This window comes from Plantactinospora sp. B24E8, assembly GCF_039871735.1.
GTDB lineage: Bacteria > Actinomycetota > Actinomycetes > Mycobacteriales > Micromonosporaceae > Plantactinospora.
On the sequence record NZ_JBDPMH010000014.1, the window covers coordinates 101,662 to 123,733 of the forward strand.

The following is a 22,072-nucleotide window of genomic DNA, read 5'->3' on the forward strand; positions in this document are numbered from 1 at the left end:
GCGTCCGGCGGGACGCGGCTCCCGGCGGCCGACCTACCGACGGTCCGGGTGGGCGGTCAGGTAGCCGCCCATGCTGCGGAAGTAGTCGGTCGCCGCGTGGTCCCGGCCGTCGTCGGTGCGTACCCGGGTGATGGCCAGGCCGTGGTTGCGGCCGCGGTGCGCGTCGGGCCCGGCGACGATCACCACGCCGTCGCCCTCCCGGTAGAAGATCCGGCCGGGCGTGCCGCCGTAGCGGCCCTGCGAGACCCGGGCGCCCAGGATCCGCAGGCGCGCACCGTCGTGGTGGGTGAAGGCGTTCGGGTACGGGTCGGACTGGGCCCGGACCAGGCGCTCGATCTCGTCGGCGGGGCGGGTCCAGTCGATTCGGCTGTCCTCGACCGACCGCTTGTGGAAGAAGCTTGCCTTCGACCGGTCCTGCTTCACCCAGTCGGTCCGGCCGGTGGCGATCAGGGCGAGCGCGTCGACGGTGATCGGGCCGAACAGTTCCAGGGTCCGGTGGAAGAGGTCGGTGGCGGTGTCGGTCGGTCCGACCGGGACGGCCCGCTGCAGCACGATGTCACCCGCGTCGAGGGTTTCGTCCATCATGTGGGCGGTCACCCCGACCTCCGGCTCACCGTTGATCAGCGCCCAGATCAGCGGGGCGAATCCGGCGTACGCCGGCAGCAGCGAGTCGTGCACGTTGAGGGTGCCGCGCGGCGGGAGGTTGAAGATCTCCGGCGGGATCCAGGTGCGCCAGTTGGTGGCGACGATGATCTCGGGTCGCGCCGCGCGGAGCCGGTCCAGCAGTTCCGCGTCGCCGGGACGTTGCCGGACCAGCACCGGTACGTCGTGCTTCTCGGCCAGTTCCGCGACGGAATCGTCCCAGATCCTCTCGTAGGCGTGGTCGCTCTTGGGATGGGTGACGACCAGGCTGACCTCGTGTTCGGAGTCGAGTAGCGCCTGCAGCGTCCGGTGTCCCCAGGTCTGGTAGCCGAACATCACAACCCGCATCGGCGGTCTCCTCCTTGACGTTCCCGAGCTTGGCCGACCCGGAGTGAATGCCGGATGGTCCATGTTGTTCTCGGCCAGGGCGTAGGTTAGCCTAACCTAAATCTTGTGGCTGGTCGACTGCCTGGCCACCGCACCGGTTCCGACGGATCCGGCCCTCGATCACCCCGCCCGGGCCGCCCGGCAGAGGAGATGGGACAGGTATGTCACAAACCGATCGCAGCACCGACGTTCCGGTGTACGACCTGCTCGGCATCGGCTTCGGCCCGTCGAACCTCGCCCTGGCCATCGCCGTCCGGGAGGCGGACACCGACCCGGCCGGCCCCGCCGGTGCGGCCGACCTTGCCGGCCGTGCGGTCTTCCTGGAACGTCAACCCCGGTTCGGCTGGCACCGGGGCATGCTGCTGGACGACGCCACCATGCAGGTGTCGTTTCTCAAGGATCTGGTGACCCTGCGAAACCCGGCCAGCGGATTCAGCTTCCTCTGTTACCTGCAGAGCCGGGGCCGGCTGATCGACTTCATCAACCACAAGAACCTCTTCCCGTCCCGGGTCGAGTTCCACGACTACCTGGAGTGGGCGGCGGCGCAGGTCGACGACCTGGTCCGGTACGGGCATGAGGTGACCGAGGTCCGTCCGGTCCGGGTCGACGGGATCGTGGACCACTTCGAGGTGCTCGCCAGCACCGGCGGCTGCGCCTCCGACCTGGTCGTCCACCGGGCCCGGAACCTGGTGCTCGGCACCGGCCTGCGGCCGTACCTGCCGGACGGCATCACCCTGGACACCCGGATCTGGCACAACCGCGACCTGCTGCCGAACCTGCGGAGTCTGGTGCCGTCGGCACCGACCCGGTTCGTCGTGGTCGGCGCCGGGCAGAGCGCCGCCGAAACCGTCGAGCACCTGCACTCCCGCTACCCCCGGGCCGAGATCTGCGCGGTCTTCGCCCGGTACGGCTACAGCCCGGCCGACGACAGTGCGTTCGCCAACCGGATCTTCGACCCGGCGGCGGTGGGGGAGTACTTCACCGCGCCGCCGGCGGTGAAGGAGATGATGCTCGGCTACCACGCCAACACCAACTACTCGGTGGTCGACCAGGACCTGATCAACGAGTTGTACCGGCGGGTCTACCAGGAGAAGGTACGCGGCATCGAGCGGCTGCGGATCCTCAACCTGTCCCGGGTCACCGAGACCGTCCGCACCCCGGACGGGGTACGGACGGTGGTCGAGTCACTGGTGACCAACGAGAAGACCGTGCTCAGCGCCGATGTGGTGGTCTTCGCCACCGGCTACCGGCCGGCCGACCCGTTCGCCCTGCTCGGCGACGCGGCGGGGCTCTGCCTGCGGGACGAGGCCGGACGCGCCCAGGTCGACCGGGACTACCGGGTACGCACCCGACCGGAGGTCCGCGCCGGCATCTACCTGCAGGGCGGCACCGAGCACAGCCACGGCATCTCCTCCTCGCTGCTGTCGAACACCGCCATCCGGGCCGCCGAGATCCTCACCTCGATCGCCGCCCACGCCGCCGACTCCGACCAGCACCGTCCGGTCACCGCCCGCCGTCCCGTCTACGCCGGCGCCGGCTGTCTCAGTTGACCCGGTTACCGCCGACGCCGACGCCGGCTGTCTCAGCTGACCCGGTTACCGCCGACGTCCGGTGGTCGGACGCTGTTCGTCGGCCGGTAGCCTGTCCCGCCCGGGGCCTTCACCCGCCCCGGCCACGATGCCCCCATGCAGGGCTCCGCGACGCCGGCCGGGCTGCGCTGGCTGGGTCTGGTTGGCGCCACCGCGATGGCGACGAGTGCCCACCTCGCCGGTACGCCGTCTTCACGCGGACCGGGCTGGATCCTCGGCGTCGCGCTCTGGACGGCCGGCGTCGGCGGGCTGCTCGCCGTCTGGTGGCGGCTGCGGACCGTCACCGACCTCCGGTGGCTGCTGGTCACCGGGGCACTCTGGGCCCTGCCCCTGCTACTGGCACCACCGCTCGGCAGCCACGACAGCTACGCGTACGCCTGCCAGGGTGAACTCGTCGCGGCCGGACTCGACCCGTACCGGTCCGGGCCGGCCGCGCTGCCCTGTCGGTGGCTGGAGCACGTCTCCCCGACCTGGCGGGACAGCGTCAGCCCGTACGGCCCGCTCTGGTTGGTGGTGGAGCGCCTCGCCGCCTCCGCCGGCCTCCTCGGTGCCGGCGGACTGCCGGTCGCCCTGACCGTGCTGCGGCTGGTCGCGATCGGCGGCACCCTGCTCGCGGTCGTCGCCGGCACCCGGCTGGCCCGCCGGTGCGGCGGCGACCCGGCCCGGGTCGGCTGGCTCGCCGCGATCAGCCCGTTGACCCTGGTCCACGTCGTCTCCGGCGCACACAACGACGCGCTGCTGGCCGGGCTGGTCGTCGCCGGGCTGGCGGCGGCCGCCACCGAACGGGTGACCGTACCGACCCGGTTGGTGCTCGCCGGTGCCGCCTTCGGTGCGGCCGCCTCGGTCAAGGCGACCACGCTGGTGGTCGTACCGTTCGCGGTCGCCGTCGTACCGTGGGCCCGGACCGGCCGGCGTCGGCTTGCCGCCGGCCTGGTCGTGCTCGGCGCGACCAGCGGGACCTTCGGGCTGCTCGCGATGCTGACCGGGCACGGGTTCGGGTTCCTGCACGGCTGGTCGGCGACCGCCGGCAACGTCCAGTGGTCGTCGATCCCGACCGGGATCGGCATGGCGGTCGGCTACGGACTCAGGGTCGCGGGCCGCCCCGATCTCTTCGGCGACGCCGTCACCGCCGCCCGGGCGGCCGGACTGGTGGCCCTCGCGACCGTCCTGGTGCTGCTGCTCCGTCGGGCGGTACGCGGCGGACCGGGCGCCGCCGTCCCCGCCGCCGGGCTGGCCCTGCTGGCCACCGCCCTGCTCGGTCCGGTCTTCTACGCCTGGTACGCGCTCGCCGGTGTCGCCGTGCTGGCCACCGCGCCGAAGCGGCCGGGACGACTCGGCGACCTGGTCGACGCCGGCTCGGCGGGTTTGGTGCTGCTCACCCTGCCGGACAGCCTCGGACTGGTGACAAAGACCAAGGTCGCCGGTGCGCTGTTGGACGTGGCCCTGGTGCTCTGGACACTGGCGGCGCGGCTGCGACCGGCCCGCTGGTCGGCTGGACGACGGACCGTCGGACGCCCCCGGATCCCGTTGTTGCGGCTACGGGACTCGGGTGCGGCGGGTCGCCCCGGTTGAGCCGGTACGCCACCATGGGGCGGTGCTGGTTGACGGGGTGGGCCGTGGTCTCCGACTGGCGGGCCTGGTCCTGGTCCTCGGGCTGCTCACCGGATGTCCGGGGCGGCTCGGAGAGAGCAAAGTGGATAACGAACGGGCCGAGCTACTGGCCGCGGACCCGATCTTCGCCGACGCGGAGAAGCCGGTCCGGGTCCGTCCGGGGTGGGAGATCAACGACACCAGTTGGCGGCGGTCGGAGGCGAGCGCCGGGCTCGCCACCTGGCAGGCGCCGGTTCCTGGGGGCATCTCCAGCGCGGAAGCAGAGTCGCGGGTCGGCGCGTTGCTGCAGTCGGTTCGCGATGCTGGCTGGACAGTGCTGCACACCCGATGTGCCCTCGAAGAGGGCGAACGTGAATTTGTCGTCTTCGCGTACAAGGTGACGTCCGGGGTGGGACTGTTCCTGGATCTGCGGGCCGAGGTGTGGTCGAACGGGAAGGGCAGCGCTTCGGTCGAGCTTCGCGCGCCGAATCGTCGCGACCCGGCGAATCCGTTCGCCGACGTGCCACCAGGCCTGGCCGTGGGCGGGAGCTGTATCGAGCGGCCGGGCGATCCAGATCCGGTCGAGGAGGACGGGACCTATCTGGAGCTGGATTCCAGCCACACCGGCGGTGCGGCTCCGAACCCGTCGGTTCGTTAGTGGTCAACCGGCCGGCCTAGCTGGGCAGTGCCACACCGTTGGCGTGCCGGAAACCCGCTGCCGCGCCGAGGTTGCCGTTGCGGAAGTCGTCCTGGCCCACCCGGCCCACCTGCCCGTTGCCAGGGTTGTAGACGACCAGATCCGAGCCCTCGTGGCCGATGAGTAGCACGTAGTGCGCCGGATACGAGTCGCCGACCAGCACCGGTACGGTGTGCCCGGCGTTGACGGCGGTCACCGCGTCCCGCAGCGCCGGGTTGACGCTGCCGGCGTCGGTGTCGTCGACGAGCCGGAACTCGTACTCGGTGCCGAGGGTGTCGGCGTGGCTGTTGAGTTCGCCGATCAGTCCCCACGGCGGAGTGCCGAGCTGCGGAGGCCAGTTTCGGGTGGACCGCTCGTAGGTGGCCTGCTGCTCCTCTTCGAGTCGCCGCTGCACCGCCTCGATATTGGTGAGTTCTGAATTGTCGGGCTGACCACCGGTGGTCAGGTGAAGCGCGTACAGCGGATCGGCCATGGACCGCAGGACCACCGTGGTCATCGATCCGCAGGTCACGCCGTTGTACTGATCCAGCCTCTTACCGTCGTACGTGGCGGTGCCGGTCTGGCCGGGGTTGACCAGGCTCAGGTGCTGGTGCAGCCAGGACTCGGTCCGGCCGTTGATGGTCCGGCCGAACGCCACCACGTCGTCGATCGGATGGCCGGCGGCGAGTGCCTTGAGCAGGTACGCCCGGTGGGCCTGGCTGGGCGCCTGACTGAGCAGTTCGGCGAAGCGTTTACGGTCCTCCGGACCGAGTTGGCCGTACCGGTCGGCGGCCCGGGTCGCCTGAGCGCCGGCGAGGATCGCATTGTCTCCGTTGAGGCTGCCGTCGACGCCGCTGCCGGTGGTGAGCACGATTGTCGCCGGTGGCAGGTTCGAGTCGGCCATCGCGCCGGCCCGGGCCTTTCCGGCGACGTCGCCCAGTGCGATCGCGAGCGCGTCACCCGCGACGACGTACCGGTCGTACACCTCGATACAACCGGCGATGAGTTGGGCCAGACTGCGGGCCAGGTCGTCCAGGGCGGTCGGGTCCGGGACCGGAAACCCGGCGATGTGGGTGGCGTCCCGCCAGGCGTCGTGCAGCGCCGCGTGCAAATCGGCGTGCTGGGTACGCAGGGTCCGTAGTTCGGCGGCGTACGCCTCGAGTGCGCCTCTGGTCCGGGTGAACTGTGGTGTGGTCTGTTCGACCAGCCGGCCGGTGGCGATCATCAGCTCGGCGGCGCTGACCCCGGCCACACCCCGCCAGATCTCCGGGAGCCTCTGCGTGCCGAGCCGCTGCACGTCGGTGGCGACCGGCCCGACGTCGCCGGCGGCCACGGCGAAGGCGGTGGCGAACTCCTCGATCCGGTCCGGGTCACCCGGGGGCGGCTCGGACACCATGCCGATGACGGTGACCACGGCGCTGACCGCGTTGGCCGGGTTGAGCGCCTCGAGGACCTGCCGTAATCGGTTGATCAGTGTGCTGACCTGGACGTAGTCGGTCGTGGTCATGACGGCTCACACCTTCTTGGCCGGGTCGTCGTCGCCGAGCCGGGTGGACGCGTTGTCGTCGCTGGTCGTGTACTCGTCGGCGGAGAGGACAACACCCCGACACAACTCCTCGAGCAGCCGAATGTGTACCGAGAGCTCGTCGTACCACCGGTCGTGCAGGTTGTCGAAGGCGGTGGCCACCTCCACCAGGCCGAGGGCGTCGCCCGGCGAGCCGACGACCGTGTTCCACCGGTCTCGGACACCGCGCAGCTCGGCCGCGAGTTGGCAGGGAATCTGCCCGGTCTGGCGTAGCAGTTCCGGCCTGACCTGTATCGACTCGGTCATCCTCGTCCCCCCGACGCTGTCCGGTATCCGAACCGTAACAGCGTGTCGCCACCGTCGATGTCCCGCTCTTGTCGGTGGTGCGCCATGGGTCGGTGCCGGTCACCGCGATGAAGGTTGTTGCCCGCCTGGCACGGAGCGACCCGGTGTCGGGGTCCCGACAAGGGGCCCGGCCGGTGGGCCAGCCTCTACTTGCGAGAGCGGCCCGGCCACACCGTGGTGGTACGCCTGACCGGCTACGAGCGCCGTTATGCCGGGCCCGCCGCCAGGACCCGGGCGCGTCTGTCATGATCGACGGGCTGGATCCGGTCATCCACGTGCCCAAGCGCCTGGCGGCCATGGCCGCACTGGCCAACGCGCCCACCGTCACGTTTCGGTTTCTGAAGGAACACCTGCGGATCAGCGATTCGGACCTCTCCCGACAGATGTCCACCCTGGAGTCCGCCGGCTACGTCAGCTCGACGGAGGTCGGTTACGGCCGAGGAGGTGGCACGACCTACCGGATAACCCGGGCAGGGCAGACGGCCTACCAGAACCACTGTGCGGCCTTGAGGCCACTGATCGGCGACACCTGACGGTCCACCCGACCTCAGGGCCGTCCGACCCGTGCTCCGGCCCGTCGCACCCGATCGGTGGAACGGGTCCCGAGGTCGCCATACCCGTTGCGAAGTGATCCACGACGGTGGGCCGCCGTGCCGAACCCCCGGCACGGCGGCCCACCGTCGTCGCGCTGACCTGTCCGGGGGACCAGCGTGGCTACCAGCCCCAGCCGATCCGGACCGGCGGGGTCGTCGACATGCCGCGGCGGCTCTCGCCCGGGTAGAGCCACAGGTCGCCGGTGGTGTTGTTGCGGGTGACGACGTCCTGGTGGCCGTCACGGTCCCAGTCGACGGCACCGAAGAGGGTGTAGCCGTTCCAGCCGTTGCCGATCCGCACCCGTGGGGTCGTCGACAGGCCGCGGCGGCTTTCGCCCGGGTAGAGCCACAGGTCGCCGGTGTCGTTGTCCCGGGCGACAACGTCCCGGTGGCCGTCGCCGTCCCAGTCGGTCAGTCCGTACGGGCTGTACGCGTTCCAGCCGACGCCGATCTGTACCCGTGCCGTGGTTAGCGGAGCACGCGAACCCGTACCGGGTTGCAACAGGAGGCTGCCGTTGCCGTCCTGCCGGACGACGAGGTCCCGGTGGCCGTCGCCGTCCCAGTCCGTCACCCCGAACGGGGTGTGACCGGCCAGACCCGTGGTCAACCGTACCGGTGCGAGGCTGGAGTAGCCGCGTCGGCTCTGGCCGGGGTAGAGCCACAGGTCACCTGTGGTGTCGTTGCGGGTGAGGATGTCCTGGTGGCCGTCGCCGTCCCAGTCGGCCGCGCCGAAGAAGGTGTAGCCGTTCCAGCCGTTGCCGATCCGCACCCGTGGGGTCGTCGACAGGCCGCGGCGGCTCTCGCCCGGGTAGAGCCACAGGTCACCGGTGGTGTTCTCCCGGGTGACGATGTCCTGGTGGCCGTCGCCGTCCCAGTCGAGCGCCCCGAACGGGGTGTAGGGCATCGCCGGGAGTTTGCTGAGTACCCAGATGTGGTTCCCGCCCGCGCCGACCTCGCTGTAGGAGGCGGCACCCGTACAGCTCGCCCCCTTGAGCACGCCCGCCTGTACCAGCGTGCCGCCGGCGGAGACCAGCAGCGGGCCGCCGCTGTCACCCTGGCACGGCCCACGGTCCACCATGATCCGCTTGATGCCGAGGCTGTCGGGCTGCGGCGGGGTGATGAACACCCCGACGAACTGGAGCCGGTTGGGCAGGCCGCCCGAGCCGTCCCGGCCCCAGCCGGTGGCGATGCCCTGGTCGTACTGGGTGAAGGGGCCCGCCTGGTAGCCGTCCCACAGGGCACCCTCGACCGGTTTCGCCAGCCGCACCGGGGCGATGCTGGTCACCGGCGAGCTGAGTTCGAGCACCGCGAGGTCGTTGTGCCCGCCGACGTACTGCGGGTGGCTCGCGATCCGGGCGATCCGGCGGACCTCGCCACCGGTGCCGGAGACGGTGTTCCCGATCCGGACGCTCACGTCACCGACCGAGGTGGGTGCCGCGCAGTGCGCGGCGGTGAGCACAAAACTGGGGTGGACGAGCGAGCCGGTGCAGAGACCGCCGACGGCGGTGTTGCGGACCTCGGCCACGAACCGCAGGTCACCGTCGACGACCGGGTTGCCGCCGACGATGGCCTGGGCCGGGGACGGGGCGAGTGTGGGCAGGGCGCCGGCGAGCAGCGCCGCCGCCAGGGCGACGACGCCCCGGCGGCGTCCGCGTGCGACGGGCGGGCGTACCGGTCGGATGTGCGGCATGGGTACCTCCTGGTCGGTGTGCCGACCGCCACCCTCGATACCGGACGGACAGGGTGGCGGCGGGGCTCTGCGGACCAGGATGGGAGCACCGGGTGAGATCAGGTGGTCGCGGCGGGTGATGTGGCGCGAAACCGTGAGTCGACCGGGTGACCAGGCGAGCCACCGCACCGGGGCTACCCGGCCAGGTGACTCCGCAGCGTCTCGGCCAGCCGCGAACGGCGTACGCAACCGTCGAAGGCGAACGATCCGGCCAGCGTCTCCGCCTCGTCCGGGGTGACGTCCGCGAAGGCGCGGCCGAAGTCCCGCACGAGCGGCTCGGCCAGCAGGATGTTGCGGACCAGCAGGTTGATCCAGGCCTTCCGACCCCAGGGGTACGGGTCGAAGTCCGGGAACTCCTCGTCGAACAGCGCCTCGACCGGATCGAGGAGATGGCGTACCTCCCGGTCCACCCCGCCCCAGGAGTCCGCGCCGAGCCGCTTCTTCTTCGCCAGCACCGGGGCGATCCGCCGCAGGTACGGGCTGTCCGGATCGGCGTACACCAGGCCCTGCAGCCCGATGTCCTTGTACGTCCAGAGTGCCCAGCTCGCCCCGTGCGCGGCGTAGATCTCGAGTTGGTCGCGGAGCAGTTGGTACCGCTGGGCGTCCCGCTCCGGCTCGCCGGTGTAGACCGGCCCGAACTCGCCGATCCAGATCGGGGTGCCGGTACGTCGCATGAACTCGGTACGCCGCAGGAACGACCGCTCGACCACCGCGCGGTCGAAGTACTCGCCCCGGGTCGTCCCCGGGTACTCACTGCCGGCGGCGATGCCGGGCAGCGCGTAGTCGTGTGCGGTGTAGACGGTGTTGTCGTACGGCTCGGTGAACATCGAGAAGTCGGTGGAGTAGCGGTTGCCGTCGAGGAAGAGCACGTGCCGGGGGTCGACCGCCCGGATCGCCCGCTCCAGCCGTTCGTAGAACGGGCCGATGACCTCGCCGGAGGCGTCGGCAGGTTCGTTGACCGGGTTGTAGCCGGCGACCGCCGGGTTGTCCCGGTACCGGTCGGCGAGCGCCTCCCACAGGTGCACGACCCGGTCCTGGAAGTGCCGGTGGGTCCAGAAGTGCGCCCAGTGGGTCGGGTTGTCGCTGTGCCAGTTCTGGTTCTGGTGTCCGGGCACCGCGTGCAGGTCGAGGATGGCGTGGAGGCCGGCCTCGGCGCACAGGTCGACGACCCGGTCGAGCCGGCGGAACCCCTCCTCCTTCAACTCGAACGGCCGGTCGTCGTCCTCGAAATGCCGGTAGTTGAACGGCACCCGGACCGAGTTGAGGCCGAGCGAGGCGAGATATCCGGCGTCGGACTCGGCGAAGAAGTCGGTCAGGAAGCGGTCGAAGAACCGCCGGTAGGCCTCGGCGCCGAGGGCCGCGTACAGGGCCCGCCGCTGCTGCGACTCGGTGCCGGGGTAGCCGGTGATGAAGTTCTCCATGTTCAGCCAGCCACCGAGTCCGACACCGTGCAGTGTCACGGTCCGGCCGGTCCCGTCGACGAGCCGGTCGCCCTCGACCCTGATCCAGTCCACTGCTGCTCCTAGTCGCTGGTCGGCGCGGGCCCGGTGCTCTCCCGGACCAGCAGTCGGGGTTGGAAACGGACGTTGTGCCCGGCGGGGCCGCCGTCGAGCAGTGCCCACAGCCGGTCCCAGGCCTGCCGGCCCAGCTCGTTGCGGGGGATCGAGGCGGTGGTCAGCGGCGGGTTGGTGTAGCGGGCGAACGGGATGTCGTCGAAGCCGGTGACGGAGATGTCCCCGGGTACGGCGAGCCCGAGTTCGTGCAGTCCGCTCATCGCCCCGAAGGCCACCATGTCGTTGAACGCGACGACGGCGGTGGCGCCGGTGCCGACCACCGCCCGGGCCGCCGCGTGTCCGTCGTCGAAGGTGGAGCCGCAGTCCAGTTCGGACAGCTGACAACCGGGGTCGGTGGCCCAGGCGGCCCGCAGCGCCACCCGCCGGTCCCGGTCTGAGGCGCTGGCGGGTGGGCCGGCCAGGTAGGCCAGGCGTCGGTGGCCGAGTTCGCGCAGGTGCTCGACGATCGCGTTGATCCCGGCGGCGTAGTCGACCGACAGCGACGGCACCGTGCTGCCCGGCAGTTCCCGGTTGAGCAGCACCAGTGGGGCGAGACGTTCGCTGAGTGCGCGGAGCTCCGGCTCGGGGACCCGGGACGAGGCGAGGACCAGACCGTCCGAGCGGCGTCGGGCCTCGACCGCGAGGATCGCCTCCTCCGCGACGTTCTCGTTGGACTCGGCGACCAGCAGGCGGTGGCCGTACGTCCCGGCCGCCTGGCTGAGGCCGCGCAGCACGTCCTGGAACATCGGGTTGGCCAGATCCGGCACGATCAGCGACACCGTACTGGTCCGGCCGAGGGCCAGGCTGCGGGCAACCGGACTGGGCTGGTAGTCCATCGCCTCCGCGACCGCTCGGACCCGGGCGGCGAGGTCGGGGGCGACGGTGGGGCTGCCGTTCATCACCCGGGACACCGTCGCCCGGGACACCCCGGCCGCCTCGGCGACCCGGCCGATCGTCGCCGGGGCACGGTCCGCGCCGGTGCGGCCCCGGCCGGACGTACGCGGCACCGGCCGGTCCGATCCGGTGGGACGTTTGCCGGTCAGGCTCATCTCGACTCTCCCCATGCGCCGGCACGTCGCCTGCCACCCGGTCAGCCGGGGACCCGGTGCGGGCGTGGGTCACCACCGGCCCGGCCTCCGGCGCGACGGATCCGGTGCCCGGCGGTGACACAGGTCTGGTCGGTGGCCCGGGTGGTGGCCCTCGGCGTCTTGCGGAACGCCGTGCGGCCACCGAAGATACCGGTTACCCGATCTTGGTGGCAACCGGTTTCCTGTGCCCTTTCCGGGCTGCTGTCACGACGTTTTCACAGCTAGTCGACTTGTGGTCGAGTCGTTGACAGTTGATGTTGGCTTTGTTAGAAACTGGTTACTCAGCCCGGGTGTGGGCCCTGCGGGTACGACGCGCGCACGGTCGATCCTCCACTCGCGACATATCCCGAAGGGTGCTCTGATGAGCGATCGCATGGGCACACGTCTCTCCGATCCGGTGTCGGAACCCGTACCTCCGACGCCGTCCCCGGCGGCCGGTGCGGCGGTCCGGCTCCGGCGGTCGGACGGAGCACGGCAGGCCGGTCTCCGGCGCCACGAGAACCGGGTGGCGTACGGCTTCCTCGCGCCGTGGATCGTCGGCATGGTGGTCTTCACCATCGGACCGATCCTGGCCTCGCTGTACCTCTCCTTCACCGACTACACGCTGCTGAGTCCGCCGCAGTGGCGGGGGTGGGAGAACTACCAGCGGATGCTGGAGGATCCCCGGCTGCACAAGTCGCTGCTGGTCACCTTCCAGTACGTCTTCGTCTCGGTGCCGCTGCAGCTGGCGTTGGCCCTCGGGTTGGCGCTGCTGCTCAACCGGGGCGTCCGGGGCCTGAGCTTCTACCGGTCGGTGTACTACCTGCCGTCGCTGCTGGCCGGAAGCGTCTCGATCGCGATCCTGTGGCGGCAGATCTTCGGCAGCGACGGACTGATCAACCAGGTGCTCGGGCTGTTCGGCATCGAGGGCACCAGTTGGGTGGCGCATCCGGACTTCGCCCTCGGCACCCTGGTGGTGCTGAACGCCTGGACGTTCGGCGCGCCGATGGTGATCTTCCTGGCCGGGCTCCGCCAGATCCCGGGCATGTACTACGAGGCGGCGTCGGTCGACGGGGCCGGCACACTGTCGCAGTTCTTCCGGATCACCATCCCGCTGCTGACCCCGATCATCTTCTTCAACATGATCCTGCAGATGATCGGCGCCTTCCAGAGCTTCACCCAGGCGTTCGTGGTCAGTGGCGGTTCCGGCGGACCGGCCGACTCGACCCTGCTCTACACGCTCTACCTGTACGACCGGGGCTTCGGCTCCTTCGAGATGGGCTACGCCTCGGCGATGGCCTGGGTCCTGCTGGTCATCATCGCCGTGCTGACCGGTCTCAACTTCCTCTTCGCCAAGCGATGGGTCTTCTATGGTGACTGACACGACGACCTCGGACGCCGTACGGCCGGGGGGCGGTGGCTCGGCGACGCGTCGGGTCGCCAAGCACGCACTGCTGATCGTCTGTGGCGTGGTGATGATCTACCCGTTGCTCTGGATGCTCTCCAGTTCGTTCAAGCCGACGGAGGTCATCTTCCGCGACCCGTCGCTCTGGCCCGGGGAGTTCGACCTGACGAACTACACCGAGGGCTGGACCGCGCTGGGCAAGCCGTTCCAGCACTACCTGTGGAACTCGGCGGTGGTCGCGATCGCCTCGATCGTCGGCAACCTGCTCTCCTGCTCGCTGGCGGCGTACGCGTTCGCCCGGCTGGAGTTCCGGGGGCGGAGGATCCTGTTCGCCGCCATGCTCGCCACGCTGATGCTGCCGATCCACGTGCTGATCGTCCCGCAGTACGTGCTCTTCTCCCAGCTCGACTGGATCAACACCACGCTGCCGTTGATCGTGCCGAAGTTCCTCGCCACCGACGCGTTTTTCATCTTCCTGATGGTGCAGTTCATCCGGGGTCTGCCCCGGGAGTTGGACGAGGCGGCCCGGTTGGACGGCTGCGGACACCTCGGGATCTACTGGCGGATCATCATGCCGCTCTCCGTGCCGGCGCTGGCCACGTCGGCCCTGTTCACCTTCATCTGGACCTGGAACGATTTTTTCAGCCAGCTCATCTTCCTGACCAACCCGGACCTGTACACCGTCCCTGTCGCGCTGCGGTCGTTCATCGACGGCCAGGGCGAGAGTGCCTGGGGTCAGCTCTTCGCCATGTCCGTCGTCGGGCTCGCGCCGATCTTCGGCTTCTTCCTCGCCGGGCAGCGCTACCTGACCCAGGGCTGGCGACGACCGGCCTGAAGTGAACCGCTTGTTGTCCGTGACTGAACCGTTTCAACCCACCATCCCCCAAGGAGTTCCGATGAGTGCCAGATCGTTCCGACACCGCCTCGCGGCGGTCTGCGTCTCGGCCGTGACACTGTTGGCCACCGCCGCCTGTGGCGACTCGGGCGGCGACGGCGGCCCCGTCCAGTTGCGCTTCTCCTGGTGGGGCAACAACGACCGGGCGGCGACCACCCAGAAGATCATCGAGGCGTTCCAGGCGCAGCATCCCGACATCAGGGTCACCGGCTCCACATCCGACTTCAACGCGTACTTCGACAAGCTCGCCACCGAGGTCGCCGCCGGTGACGCGCCGGACGTGATCACCCTTGGCGGCGCCTACCCCCGAGAGTACGGCGGCCGGGGCGCCCTGCTCGACCTGGCCAGGGTCGGCGACGTCCTGAAGACCGACAAGATCGACGCCGCCGCACTCGGCAACGGGAAGTTCGACAACAAGCAGTTCGGGGTGCCGACCGGCGTCAACAGCTTCGCGGTCGTGGTCAACCCGGCGGTCTTCGAGGCCGCCGGCGTGCCACTGCCCGACGACAGCACCTGGACCTGGCAGGACTTCGTCCGGATCGCCAACGAGATCAAGGCGAAGGCGCCGAAGGACACCTACGCGGTCGCCGACCCGACCAAGCCGGACACCCTCGACCTCTACTCCCGGCAGCGTGGCGAAGGGCTCTACACCCCGGACGGCGCAGTCGCGATCACCAAACAGACCCTGGTCGACTGGTGGACCATGACCACCGGGCTGCGCGACTCCGGCGCCGCCCCGCCGGCCTCGCTCACCACCGAACTGGAGGGCCAGCCGGCGCCGGAGCAGACCCTGATGGGCCGTGGCCTCGCCGCCATGCAGTTCGACTGGAGCAACCAGCTCGGCGCCCTGCGCAAGGCCTCCGGCAAGCCGCTGGAACTGCTCCGGGCACCGGGGGAGAGCGCCGGCCGCCCCGGCATGTGGCTGCAGGCGTCGCAGATCTACACCATCAACGCCCGGACCAAGCACCCGAAGGAGGCGGCGAAGTTCGTCGACTTCCTGATCAACAGCCCGGAGGCCGGGAAACTCGTCCGCACCGACCGGGGTATCCCGGCCAACCACGACGTGCTCGCCGCGGTGACCCCCGAACTCGACCCCGACCAGGCCGCCCAGGCGACGTTCATCGAGAAGATCGGCCCGCTGGCCGGCCCGCCGCTGGTGATCGGGCCGACCGGTTCGACCGACACGCTCGGCATCCTGCAGCGGCTCAACGCCGAGGTGCTGTTCAACCGGCAGCCGGTGGGCAAGGCGGCGGACGAGTTCATCAAGCAGGTGGCGGCGGCGATCCGCAGGTGAGCGACGCCGGGGAGAGGTCCGGAATCGACCGGCGCGCGCTGGTCGACCGGCACGCGGTCGAGGTCACCCGCATCCTGCCGGCCGCGCCGCTGTCGGTGGGCAATGGCGAGTTGTGTTACACCGTCGACGTCACCGGGCTGCAGACCCTGCCGGACCTCTACCCGGTGGCCGGGCACGGCGACGCCGCGCCCGGCACGCTGCTCGCCACCCAGTCCCAGTGGGGCTGGCACAGCGTGCCGGGCGCCCGGCGGTACGACCTCGCGGAGACCGTCCGCGAATACCACACCCCACGCGGTCCGGTGTCGTACGTCGACATGCGCGGCGAGGTCACCGGCACCGGCGAGGCGCCGGAGTCGGCCGCCGAGTCCTGGCTGCGTAACAACCCGCACCGACTCGACCTCGGCCGGATCGGGCTGGTGCTGACCGGCCGGGCCGCCGACCCGACCCGGGCCGGCGCCGGAACCGCCGACGGTGTTGCCCCGGCCGGGCCGGTACGGGCTCCCCGGGCCGACGAGCTGACCGACCTTCACCAGCGGCTGGACCTCTGGAGCGGCACCATCACCAGCCGGTTCCGGCTGGCCGGCGCGCCGGTACGGGTCGAGACGCTCTGCCACCCGGACCGGGACGTCCTCGCGGTGCGGATCGAGTCCGGGCTGCTCGCCGACGGCCTCGCGATCCGGATCGCCTTCCCGTACGGCGCCGAGGCGTGGAACAACGCCGCGGACTGGTCCCGGCCGGAGGCGCACACGTCGACGTCGTACCCCACCGGCCGGGGGCACCTGGTGCGCCGGGTGCTGGACGACACGACGTACGAGGTGGGAGTCGAAGCCTCGGCCGAGGCCCGGTTCGTCCGGACCGACCGACACGAGTTCCTGGTCAGCACTGGTCGGAGCGTCCTGGAACTGGTCATCGGCTTCACGCCCGGCGCTGGAGGCGTTCCGGTCGGTGTCGGCCCGGCTGGCGAGGGAGCCGCCGGCACCCGTCCGACCGAACTGCCGTCCTGGGACGCGGTGGCGGCGGCGTCCCGGCGGCACTGGCCCGGCTTCTGGTCCCGGGGCGGCGCCGTCGACCTGGCCGACAGCCACGACGGGCGCGCCCCCGAACTGGAGCGGCGGGTGGTGCTCTCCCAGTACCTCACCGCGGTGCACTGCGCTGGATCCCTGCCGCCGCAGGAGACCGGCCTGATGGTGAACAGCTGGCGTGGCCGGTTCCACCTGGAGATGCACTGGTGGCACGGCGCGCACTTCCCGCTCTGGGGTCGGGCCGACCTGCTGGAACGCAGCCTCGGCTGGTACGCCCGGATCCTGCCCCGGGCCCGGGAGACCGCCCGGAGCCAGGGCTGCGCCGGGGCCCGGTGGCCGAAACAGGTCGGTCCCGACGGCCGGGAGAGCCCCAGCCCGATCGGGACGTTCCTGATCTGGCAGCAGCCGCACCCGATCTACCTCGCCGAACTGGTCCGCCGCACCACGGACTCGGCGACCGCGCTCCGCCGCTACGCCGACGTGGTGCTGGAGTCGGCGGCCTTCATGGCCGACTACCCGGTCCGCGGCGTTCGCGGATACCAGCTTGGGCCGCCGCTGGTCCCGGCCCAGGAGTCGTACGCCTCGCTGCGGGCGACGGCCACCAACCCGACGTTCGAGCTGGCGTACTGGGCGTGGGGACTGCGGGTCGCCCAGCGTTGGCGCCGACTGCTCGGCCTGCCGCCCGAGCCGGCCTGGGAGAAGGTCGCCGCCAACCTGGTCCGCCCGCACGTCCGGGACGGCGTCTACACCGCGATCGACGTGCCCCCGTACACCGTCCGGGACGACCACCCGTCGATGCTCTACGCGCTCGGCGTGGTGCCGCCGACGGACCTGGTCGACCCGGAGATCATGCGGGCCACCCTGCACGCCGTGCTGGCGGACTGGAACTGGGACTCCACCTGGGGCTGGGACTACCCGGCCATCGCGATGACCGCGACCCGGCTCGGTGAGCCGGCGACCGCGCTGGACGCCCTGCTGCACCCGGCGGAGAAGAACGGGTACCTGCCCAACGGACACAACCGGCAGACCGACCTGCTGCCGATCTACCTGCCCGGCAACGGCGGGCTGCTCGCCGCGGTCGCGCTGATGACTCGGGGCGCCGACGCCGGCCGCCCCACGCCGGGTTTTCCCACCGACGGCAGCTGGACGGTACGCCACGAGGGGCTGCACCCGATGCCGTGACCGGGCCGGACGAGCACCCGCCGCCGGTCATCCCGCCGAAGCGGTGTGGTGCCGGCTGGTCGGGATGACCAGGGGAGTACCGGTCAGCGGGTCGACGGTCACCGCGCAGCGGACGTCGAAGACCTCCTCGACGAGGTCCGCGGTGACCACGTCCGCCGGAGCCCCCTGGGCGACGATCCGCCCGGCCTTCATCGCGATGACGTGGTCGGCGTACCGGCACGCCTGGTTCAGGTCGTGCAGCACCATCACCACGGTCCGGCCGTCCCGCCGGTTCAGGTCCACCACGAGGTCGAGCACGTCGATCTGGTGCGACAGGTCGAGGAAGGTGGTCGGCTCGTCCAGCAGCAGCACCGGGGTCTGCTGGGCGACCGCCATCGCGATCCAGGCCCGCTGCCGCTGCCCGCCGGAGAGTTCGTCGACCGGACGGTCGGCCAGGTCGGTGACGCCGGTGGCGGCCAGCGCCTCGGCGACCGCCGTCTCGTCCGCCGTGGACCACTGCCGCCACCAGGTCTGGTGCGGGGACCGGCCGCGACCGACCAGGTCGAGCACGGTCAGCCCGTCCGGGGCGACCGGTGCCTGCGGCAGGATGCCGACCTGGCGGGCCACCTGCCGGGTGGGCAGGGTGTGGATCGCCCGGCCGTCGAGCCGTACGCTGCCGGCGGTCGGGTCGAGCAGCCGGGCCAGAGCCCGGAGCAGCGTCGACTTGCCGCAGGCGTTGGCGCCGACGATCACACTGATCTTCCCGGGTGGGACCACCAGGTCGAGGTCGTCGACGACGACCCGGTCGCCGTACGCCAGGCGTAGGCCCTCAGCCCGCAGTTCGGGGTGTGCTCCGGCCGGCACCGTGGCGGCGGGGGTGGGCGGGGGAGCGGTCAGCGACGCGGGCGTGGCCGGGTCGGTCCCGGTCCCGGTCAGCAGCGGATGAAGGGTCACGTCAACCTCCAGAACCGGCACGGTTGGTCCGGACGAGCAGCCAGAGCAGGAACGTGGCGCCGAGCGCCCCGGTGACCACCCCGACCGGCAGGTCCACGTCGGGAATGAGCCACCGGGCTACCAGGTCGCTGGCGGAGACCATCAGCGCGCCGGTCAGCGCGCTGGCGACCACCGGGGGTGCGGGCAGCCCGGCGAGCCGTTGGGCGATCTGCGGCGCGGCGAGGGCGACGAAGAGCACCGGACCGGTCGCCGCGGTGGCGAACGCGACCAGCGCGACGCCGACCAGCACCAGGCAGAGCCGGGCGAGTTGGACCGGGGTGCCGAGGCCGCGGGCGACGTCGTCGCCGAGGTGCAGGGTGCGGGTCCACCGGCCGAGCAGGATCGCCGCCGGCAGCAGGACGACCACCGCGACGGTCAGCGGGCGTACGCTCTCCCAGCCCCGGCCGTTGAGGTTGCCGACCAGCCAGCCGACCGCGCTCTGCGCCTCGGTCAGTTGGGCCCGGGTCAGCAGGTAGTCGGTCGCGCTGGCGCACATCCAGGAGACCGCGATGCCGACCAGGACGATCCGGTATCCGGTCGCGCCGCGTCGCCAGGCGAGCAGGTAGATGAGTCCGGCGGTGGCCAGCCCGCCGGCCAGGCCGAGTGGCGGCAGGGCCAGTCCGCCCCCGCCGAGCACGATTCCGGCCACCACGGCGGTGGTGGCGCCGGCGTTGATGCCGATCATGTCCGGGCTGGCCAGCGGGTTGCGGGTGATGGTCTGGAAGATCGCGCCGGAGACCCCGAACGCGGCTCCGGCCAGCACCGCGGTCAGTGCCCGGGGCAGGCGCAGCTCCTGGACGATGAAGACCTGTCCGGCGTCGCCGGCGCCGAACAGCGCCGGTACGACCCGCAGCGGGCTGACCGGGTAGTCCCCGGTGGCGATGCCGACGCAGCAGAGCACGAAGAGCAGCGCGGTGAGGCCGACGCAGCAGAGCAGCAGCCGGGGCCGGACCACGCCGGAGACCGCGGGCCGGGCGAGCCGGAACGTGGTGCGTCCGGCGGTCCGGGACAGTTCGAGCAGACCCATCCGGCTCACAGCTCCGCCAGCCGGCGCCGACGGACCAGCGCGATGAAGAACGGCCCACCGATGAACGCGGCGATGATGCCGACACCGACCTCGCCCGGCCGGGCGACCACCCGGCCGACCACGTCGGCCAGCATCAGCAGGCTCGGGGCCAGCACCATGGTGAGCGGCAGCAGCCAGCGGTGGTCGGGGCCGGTGATCAGGCGGGCCACGTGCGGGACGACGAGTCCGACGAAGACGATCGGGCCGGCGACCGCGACCGCCGCCCCGGCCAGCAGGGTCACCGCCAGGGTGCCCTGGAGGCGGACCAGCCGGACCCGGCGGCCCAGCGCGGTCGCGACGTCGTCGCCGAGCGCGAGGCTGTTCAGGGCGGGGGCGGTGGCCAGGGCCAGGACCGTGCCGATCGCGAGGAACGGCAGCACCTGGAGCACCGTCGTGCCGTCCGGTCCGGCGAGCGAACCGGCCGCCCAGAACCGGTAGCGGTTGAGCGACTCCGGATCGCGCAGCACCACGGCGTTGGTCACCGAGTTGAGCAGGAAGGTGACCGCCACCCCGGCCAGCGCGACCTTGACCGGGGTGGAGCCGCCCCGCCCGAGGCCACCCAGGAAGTAGACGACGAGGCTGGCGACGAGTGCGCCGACGAAGGCGAACCAGATGTAGCCGTAGATCGCGGCGATGCCGAAGCCGCCCACCGCGACGACGATGCCGAGCGCGGCGCCGGCGCTCACCCCGAGCAGGCCCGGGTCGGCGAGCGGGTTGCGGGTCAGCCCCTGCATCAGCGCCCCGGAGAGCCCGAGCGCCGCGCCGACCAGCAGGCCGAGCAGGGTGCGGGGGAGTCGTACGCCCCAGATGATCGCCTCGATCTGCGGGTCGATCCCGGGAGCGTGCCGGTCGACCAGGGCCCGGACCACCTCGTCGAGCGGGATGGACCGGCTGCCGACCGCGATGGAGACCAGTGACAGGACGACCAGGACGGCGGTGGCGACCAGCAGCATGGCCAGCGGGCCGGTGGGTCTGCGGGCCGACGGGCCGGGCCGGGGCGGGCCGAGGCCGGTCGGGGCTGCCTGGTCAGTTGTCACGCGGTCCTCACGTTGGCTCAGGGGTCTGTTGTGCTCAGGGGTAGGACCGACCGGAGGGGCGATCTTATTAGGGTAGGTATACCTTAGTTCGCCGCTCGGACGGGTCCTGCTGTGCGGAAATCCGAATCGGTTGAGGTTAGGTAAGGATTACCTTACTATCACCCGGAGCGGGCTCGCCGACCCTGGTCGACCCGGCGCCGGGTCGACGTCGACCCGGCGTGTCCGCAGCCCGATCCGACGCTTCCGCACCGGGCCCCGGGGGACCACGCGCCGGTCCGGGTGACCGCACACCAGACCGGGTGACCACCCGGGCCCGGCGACCCACGCCGGCGCCGGTCGCCGCTCACCACGCTCGCCTGTCGTTGTCCCCCGGCGCCCTCGGTCGCGCCGACCGTCGGTCCCGGACGTCCACCAGCCGACCCTCGAAGAGGAGCCGATGTCCAGCACACCCGCCCGCCCGATCCACCGCCGGCCGGTCGGCCGGTTGGCCGCGGCCCTGGTTGCCCTCACCCTCGGCCTCGTCGGCTGCGGCGGCGACACCAGGAAAGACGAACCCGGGCCCGCCCCGGCCCCCGGTGCCTTCCCCGTGACGGTGGACCACAAGTACGGCAGCACCGAGATAACCCGCCAGCCGACCCGGGTGGTGACACTCGGGCTCAGCGACCAGGATCCGGTGCTCGCCCTCGGGACCGTGCCGGTCGGCGCCGTCGACTGGTTCCTGGAACGGCCGTACGGGAAGTGGCCCTGGGCGCAGCAGCTGTGGGGCGGCACCCCACCCGAGATCGTCGGCGAACGGGACGACTACAACCTGGAGAAGATCGCCGCGCTCCGGCCGGACCTGATCATCGGTCTCTACTCCGGCATGACCGAGCAGCAGTACCAGCAGCTGTCCCGGATCGCGCCCACGGTCGCACAGCCGAAGGGCCACGCCGACTACGCCGCGCCGTGGCAGGAGCTGACCCGGCAGGCCGGCCGGGCCCTCGGCAGGGCGGACCGGGCCGAGCAGTTGATCGCCGACGTCGACGCGCGGTTCGCCAGAGCCCGCCAGGAACATCCGGAACTCGCCGGGAAGACCGTCGCGGTGGTCGAGCCGTACGAGCCGGGCAAGTACGCGGTCTTCGCGCCGAGCGACCCGAAGGTGGTCTTCATGACCCAGCTCGGCCTCACCGTGCCGCAGACCATCGTGCAGGCCGCCGGCGACGAGTACGCCGCCGAGATCGGCTCCGAACGGCTCGACCTGGTCGACGTCGACCGGCTCTTCTTCCTTACCTCGGACGCCTCCGCCGAGCCCCGGGTCAGGGCCGACCGGGTGTACGCCACCCTCGACGTCGCCAAGCAGAACCGGGCGGTGTTCCTGCCGTACGAGAATCCACCGCTCGGCGCCGCGCTCTCCTTCAGCACCGTGCTGAGCGTCCCGTACGCGCTGGACCAGATTCTGCCGCTGCTCGGTACCGCCTGAGCCGCCCGCCAGGTCTCCACCTCGTCCACCCGGTCTCCGGCCAC

18 protein-coding genes are annotated in these 22,072 nt (G+C 71.3%); 9 read left to right on the plus strand and 9 right to left on the minus strand.

What is annotated here, in order from left to right; genetic code table 11:
• Positions 1-33: 33 nt before the first annotated feature.
• Positions 34-990 (minus strand): methionyl-tRNA formyltransferase, encoded by a 957-nt coding sequence (locus tag ABGB21_RS21050; protein ID WP_347679143.1) that lies wholly within the window; start codon positions 988-990, stop codon positions 34-36.
• A 200-nt stretch (positions 991-1,190) separates the two neighbouring features.
• On the opposite strand from ABGB21_RS21050, the gene ABGB21_RS21055 reads away from it, so the two are divergent.
• The 3 genes from ABGB21_RS21055 to ABGB21_RS21065 all read left to right on the plus strand — a co-directional run bounded on the left by ABGB21_RS21055 (position 1,191) and on the right by ABGB21_RS21065 (position 4,866).
• Positions 1,191-2,579 carry a SidA/IucD/PvdA family monooxygenase gene (locus ABGB21_RS21055; RefSeq protein ID WP_347652600.1) on the plus strand — a complete coding sequence of 463 codons (1,389 nt, stop codon included), beginning with the start codon at positions 1,191-1,193 and terminating at the stop codon, positions 2,577-2,579.
• A 135-nt stretch (positions 2,580-2,714) separates the two neighbouring features.
• Positions 2,715-4,190, plus strand: coding sequence for a polyprenol phosphomannose-dependent alpha 1,6 mannosyltransferase MptB (gene mptB / locus ABGB21_RS21060; protein ID WP_347679145.1), 1,476 nt, complete (start codon positions 2,715-2,717; stop codon positions 4,188-4,190).
• Between the two features lie 22 nt (positions 4,191-4,212).
• Positions 4,213-4,866: a hypothetical protein gene (locus ABGB21_RS21065; protein ID WP_347652598.1), complete on the plus strand. Its 654-nt coding sequence runs from the start codon at positions 4,213-4,215 to the stop codon at positions 4,864-4,866.
• Between the two features lie 16 nt (positions 4,867-4,882).
• Here the strand turns inward: ABGB21_RS21065 and ABGB21_RS21070 are convergent, their stop codons facing one another.
• On the minus strand, positions 4,883-6,391 hold the full coding sequence (locus ABGB21_RS21070; protein ID WP_347679147.1) for a hypothetical protein: 1,509 nt from the start codon (positions 6,389-6,391) through the stop codon (positions 4,883-4,885).
• Positions 6,392-6,397: 6 nt separating this feature from the next.
• Positions 6,398-6,715, minus strand: coding sequence for a hypothetical protein (locus tag ABGB21_RS21075; protein ID WP_347652596.1), 318 nt, complete (start codon positions 6,713-6,715; stop codon positions 6,398-6,400).
• Between the two features lie 284 nt (positions 6,716-6,999).
• On the opposite strand from ABGB21_RS21075, the gene ABGB21_RS21080 reads away from it, so the two are divergent.
• A complete protein-coding gene (locus ABGB21_RS21080; protein WP_347652595.1) occupies positions 7,000-7,287 on the plus strand; it encodes a transcriptional regulator in 288 nt (95 codons plus the stop codon).
• A gap of 181 nt (positions 7,288-7,468) precedes the next feature.
• Here ABGB21_RS21080 and ABGB21_RS21085 read toward each other — a convergent pair whose 3' ends face one another.
• The 3 genes from ABGB21_RS21085 to ABGB21_RS21095 all read right to left on the minus strand — a co-directional run bounded on the left by ABGB21_RS21085 (position 7,469) and on the right by ABGB21_RS21095 (position 11,678).
• Positions 7,469-9,037 (minus strand): trypsin-like serine protease, encoded by a 1,569-nt coding sequence (locus ABGB21_RS21085; RefSeq protein ID WP_347679149.1) that lies wholly within the window; start codon positions 9,035-9,037, stop codon positions 7,469-7,471.
• Positions 9,038-9,210: 173 nt separating this feature from the next.
• The gene (locus ABGB21_RS21090) at positions 9,211-10,590 is read right to left on the minus strand and encodes a cellulase family glycosylhydrolase (RefSeq protein WP_347679151.1); all 1,380 of its coding nucleotides are present in this window, start codon (positions 10,588-10,590) and stop codon (positions 9,211-9,213) included.
• 8 nt (positions 10,591-10,598) lie between these two features.
• Positions 10,599-11,678, minus strand: coding sequence for a LacI family DNA-binding transcriptional regulator (locus ABGB21_RS21095; protein WP_347679154.1), 1,080 nt, complete (start codon positions 11,676-11,678; stop codon positions 10,599-10,601).
• A 400-nt stretch (positions 11,679-12,078) separates the two neighbouring features.
• On the opposite strand from ABGB21_RS21095, the gene ABGB21_RS21100 reads away from it, so the two are divergent.
• From ABGB21_RS21100 to ABGB21_RS21115, 4 genes are all read left to right on the plus strand, one after another.
• Entirely contained in the window at positions 12,079-13,077 is a 999-nt protein-coding gene (locus ABGB21_RS21100; protein WP_347652591.1) for a sugar ABC transporter permease, read from the plus strand.
• Positions 13,070-13,936 carry a carbohydrate ABC transporter permease gene (locus tag ABGB21_RS21105; RefSeq protein WP_347679156.1) on the plus strand — a complete coding sequence of 289 codons (867 nt, stop codon included), beginning with the start codon at positions 13,070-13,072 and terminating at the stop codon, positions 13,934-13,936. Before ABGB21_RS21100 ends, ABGB21_RS21105 begins: the two co-directional genes overlap by 8 nt.
• A gap of 61 nt (positions 13,937-13,997) precedes the next feature.
• Positions 13,998-15,290 (plus strand): sugar ABC transporter substrate-binding protein, encoded by a 1,293-nt coding sequence (locus ABGB21_RS21110; RefSeq protein ID WP_347679158.1) that lies wholly within the window; start codon positions 13,998-14,000, stop codon positions 15,288-15,290.
• Positions 15,287-17,494, plus strand: a complete 2,208-nt coding sequence (locus ABGB21_RS21115) for a hypothetical protein (RefSeq protein WP_347679160.1) — start codon at positions 15,287-15,289, stop codon at positions 17,492-17,494. Before ABGB21_RS21110 ends, ABGB21_RS21115 begins: the two co-directional genes overlap by 4 nt.
• A gap of 27 nt (positions 17,495-17,521) precedes the next feature.
• Here the strand turns inward: ABGB21_RS21115 and ABGB21_RS21120 are convergent, their stop codons facing one another.
• The 3 genes from ABGB21_RS21120 to ABGB21_RS21130 all read right to left on the minus strand — a co-directional run bounded on the left by ABGB21_RS21120 (position 17,522) and on the right by ABGB21_RS21130 (position 20,569).
• Positions 17,522-18,313, minus strand: coding sequence for an ABC transporter ATP-binding protein (locus ABGB21_RS21120; protein ID WP_347652647.1), 792 nt, complete (start codon positions 18,311-18,313; stop codon positions 17,522-17,524).
• 115 nt (positions 18,314-18,428) lie between these two features.
• Positions 18,429-19,493 carry an iron chelate uptake ABC transporter family permease subunit gene (locus ABGB21_RS21125; protein ID WP_347679162.1) on the minus strand — a complete coding sequence of 355 codons (1,065 nt, stop codon included), beginning with the start codon at positions 19,491-19,493 and terminating at the stop codon, positions 18,429-18,431.
• A 5-nt stretch (positions 19,494-19,498) separates the two neighbouring features.
• On the minus strand, positions 19,499-20,569 hold the full coding sequence (locus ABGB21_RS21130) for an iron chelate uptake ABC transporter family permease subunit (protein WP_347679164.1): 1,071 nt from the start codon (positions 20,567-20,569) through the stop codon (positions 19,499-19,501).
• A 436-nt stretch (positions 20,570-21,005) separates the two neighbouring features.
• Between ABGB21_RS21130 and ABGB21_RS21135 the strand changes: the two genes are divergently transcribed.
• A complete protein-coding gene (locus ABGB21_RS21135; RefSeq protein WP_347652585.1) occupies positions 21,006-22,028 on the plus strand; it encodes an iron-siderophore ABC transporter substrate-binding protein in 1,023 nt (340 codons plus the stop codon).
• The last annotated feature ends 44 nt before the right edge of the window (positions 22,029-22,072 follow it).

What these genes read in the sequence shown, in the direction of transcription:
- ABGB21_RS21125 (WP_347679162.1), bottom strand. Translation starts at nt 19,493, where the DNA reads ATGGGTCTGCTCGAACTGTCCCGGACCGCCGGACGCACCACGTTCCGG.
- ABGB21_RS21110 (WP_347679158.1), top strand. Translation starts at nt 13,998, where the DNA reads ATGAGTGCCAGATCGTTCCGACACCGCCTCGCGGCGGTCTGCGTCTCG.
- ABGB21_RS21050 (WP_347679143.1), bottom strand. Translation starts at nt 990, where the DNA reads ATGCGGGTTGTGATGTTCGGCTACCAGACCTGGGGACACCGGACGCTG.
- ABGB21_RS21135 (WP_347652585.1), top strand. Translation starts at nt 21,006, where the DNA reads ATGTCCAGCACACCCGCCCGCCCGATCCACCGCCGGCCGGTCGGCCGG.
- ABGB21_RS21080 (WP_347652595.1), top strand. Translation starts at nt 7,000, where the DNA reads ATGATCGACGGGCTGGATCCGGTCATCCACGTGCCCAAGCGCCTGGCG.
- mptB (WP_347679145.1), top strand. Translation starts at nt 2,715, where the DNA reads ATGCAGGGCTCCGCGACGCCGGCCGGGCTGCGCTGGCTGGGTCTGGTT.
- ABGB21_RS21070 (WP_347679147.1), bottom strand. Translation starts at nt 6,391, where the DNA reads ATGACCACGACCGACTACGTCCAGGTCAGCACACTGATCAACCGATTA.
- ABGB21_RS21075 (WP_347652596.1), bottom strand. Translation starts at nt 6,715, where the DNA reads ATGACCGAGTCGATACAGGTCAGGCCGGAACTGCTACGCCAGACCGGG.
- ABGB21_RS21055 (WP_347652600.1), top strand. Translation starts at nt 1,191, where the DNA reads ATGTCACAAACCGATCGCAGCACCGACGTTCCGGTGTACGACCTGCTC.
- ABGB21_RS21085 (WP_347679149.1), bottom strand. Translation starts at nt 9,037, where the DNA reads ATGCCGCACATCCGACCGGTACGCCCGCCCGTCGCACGCGGACGCCGC.
- ABGB21_RS21095 (WP_347679154.1), bottom strand. Translation starts at nt 11,678, where the DNA reads ATGAGCCTGACCGGCAAACGTCCCACCGGATCGGACCGGCCGGTGCCG.
- ABGB21_RS21100 (WP_347652591.1), top strand. Translation starts at nt 12,079, where the DNA reads ATGAGCGATCGCATGGGCACACGTCTCTCCGATCCGGTGTCGGAACCC.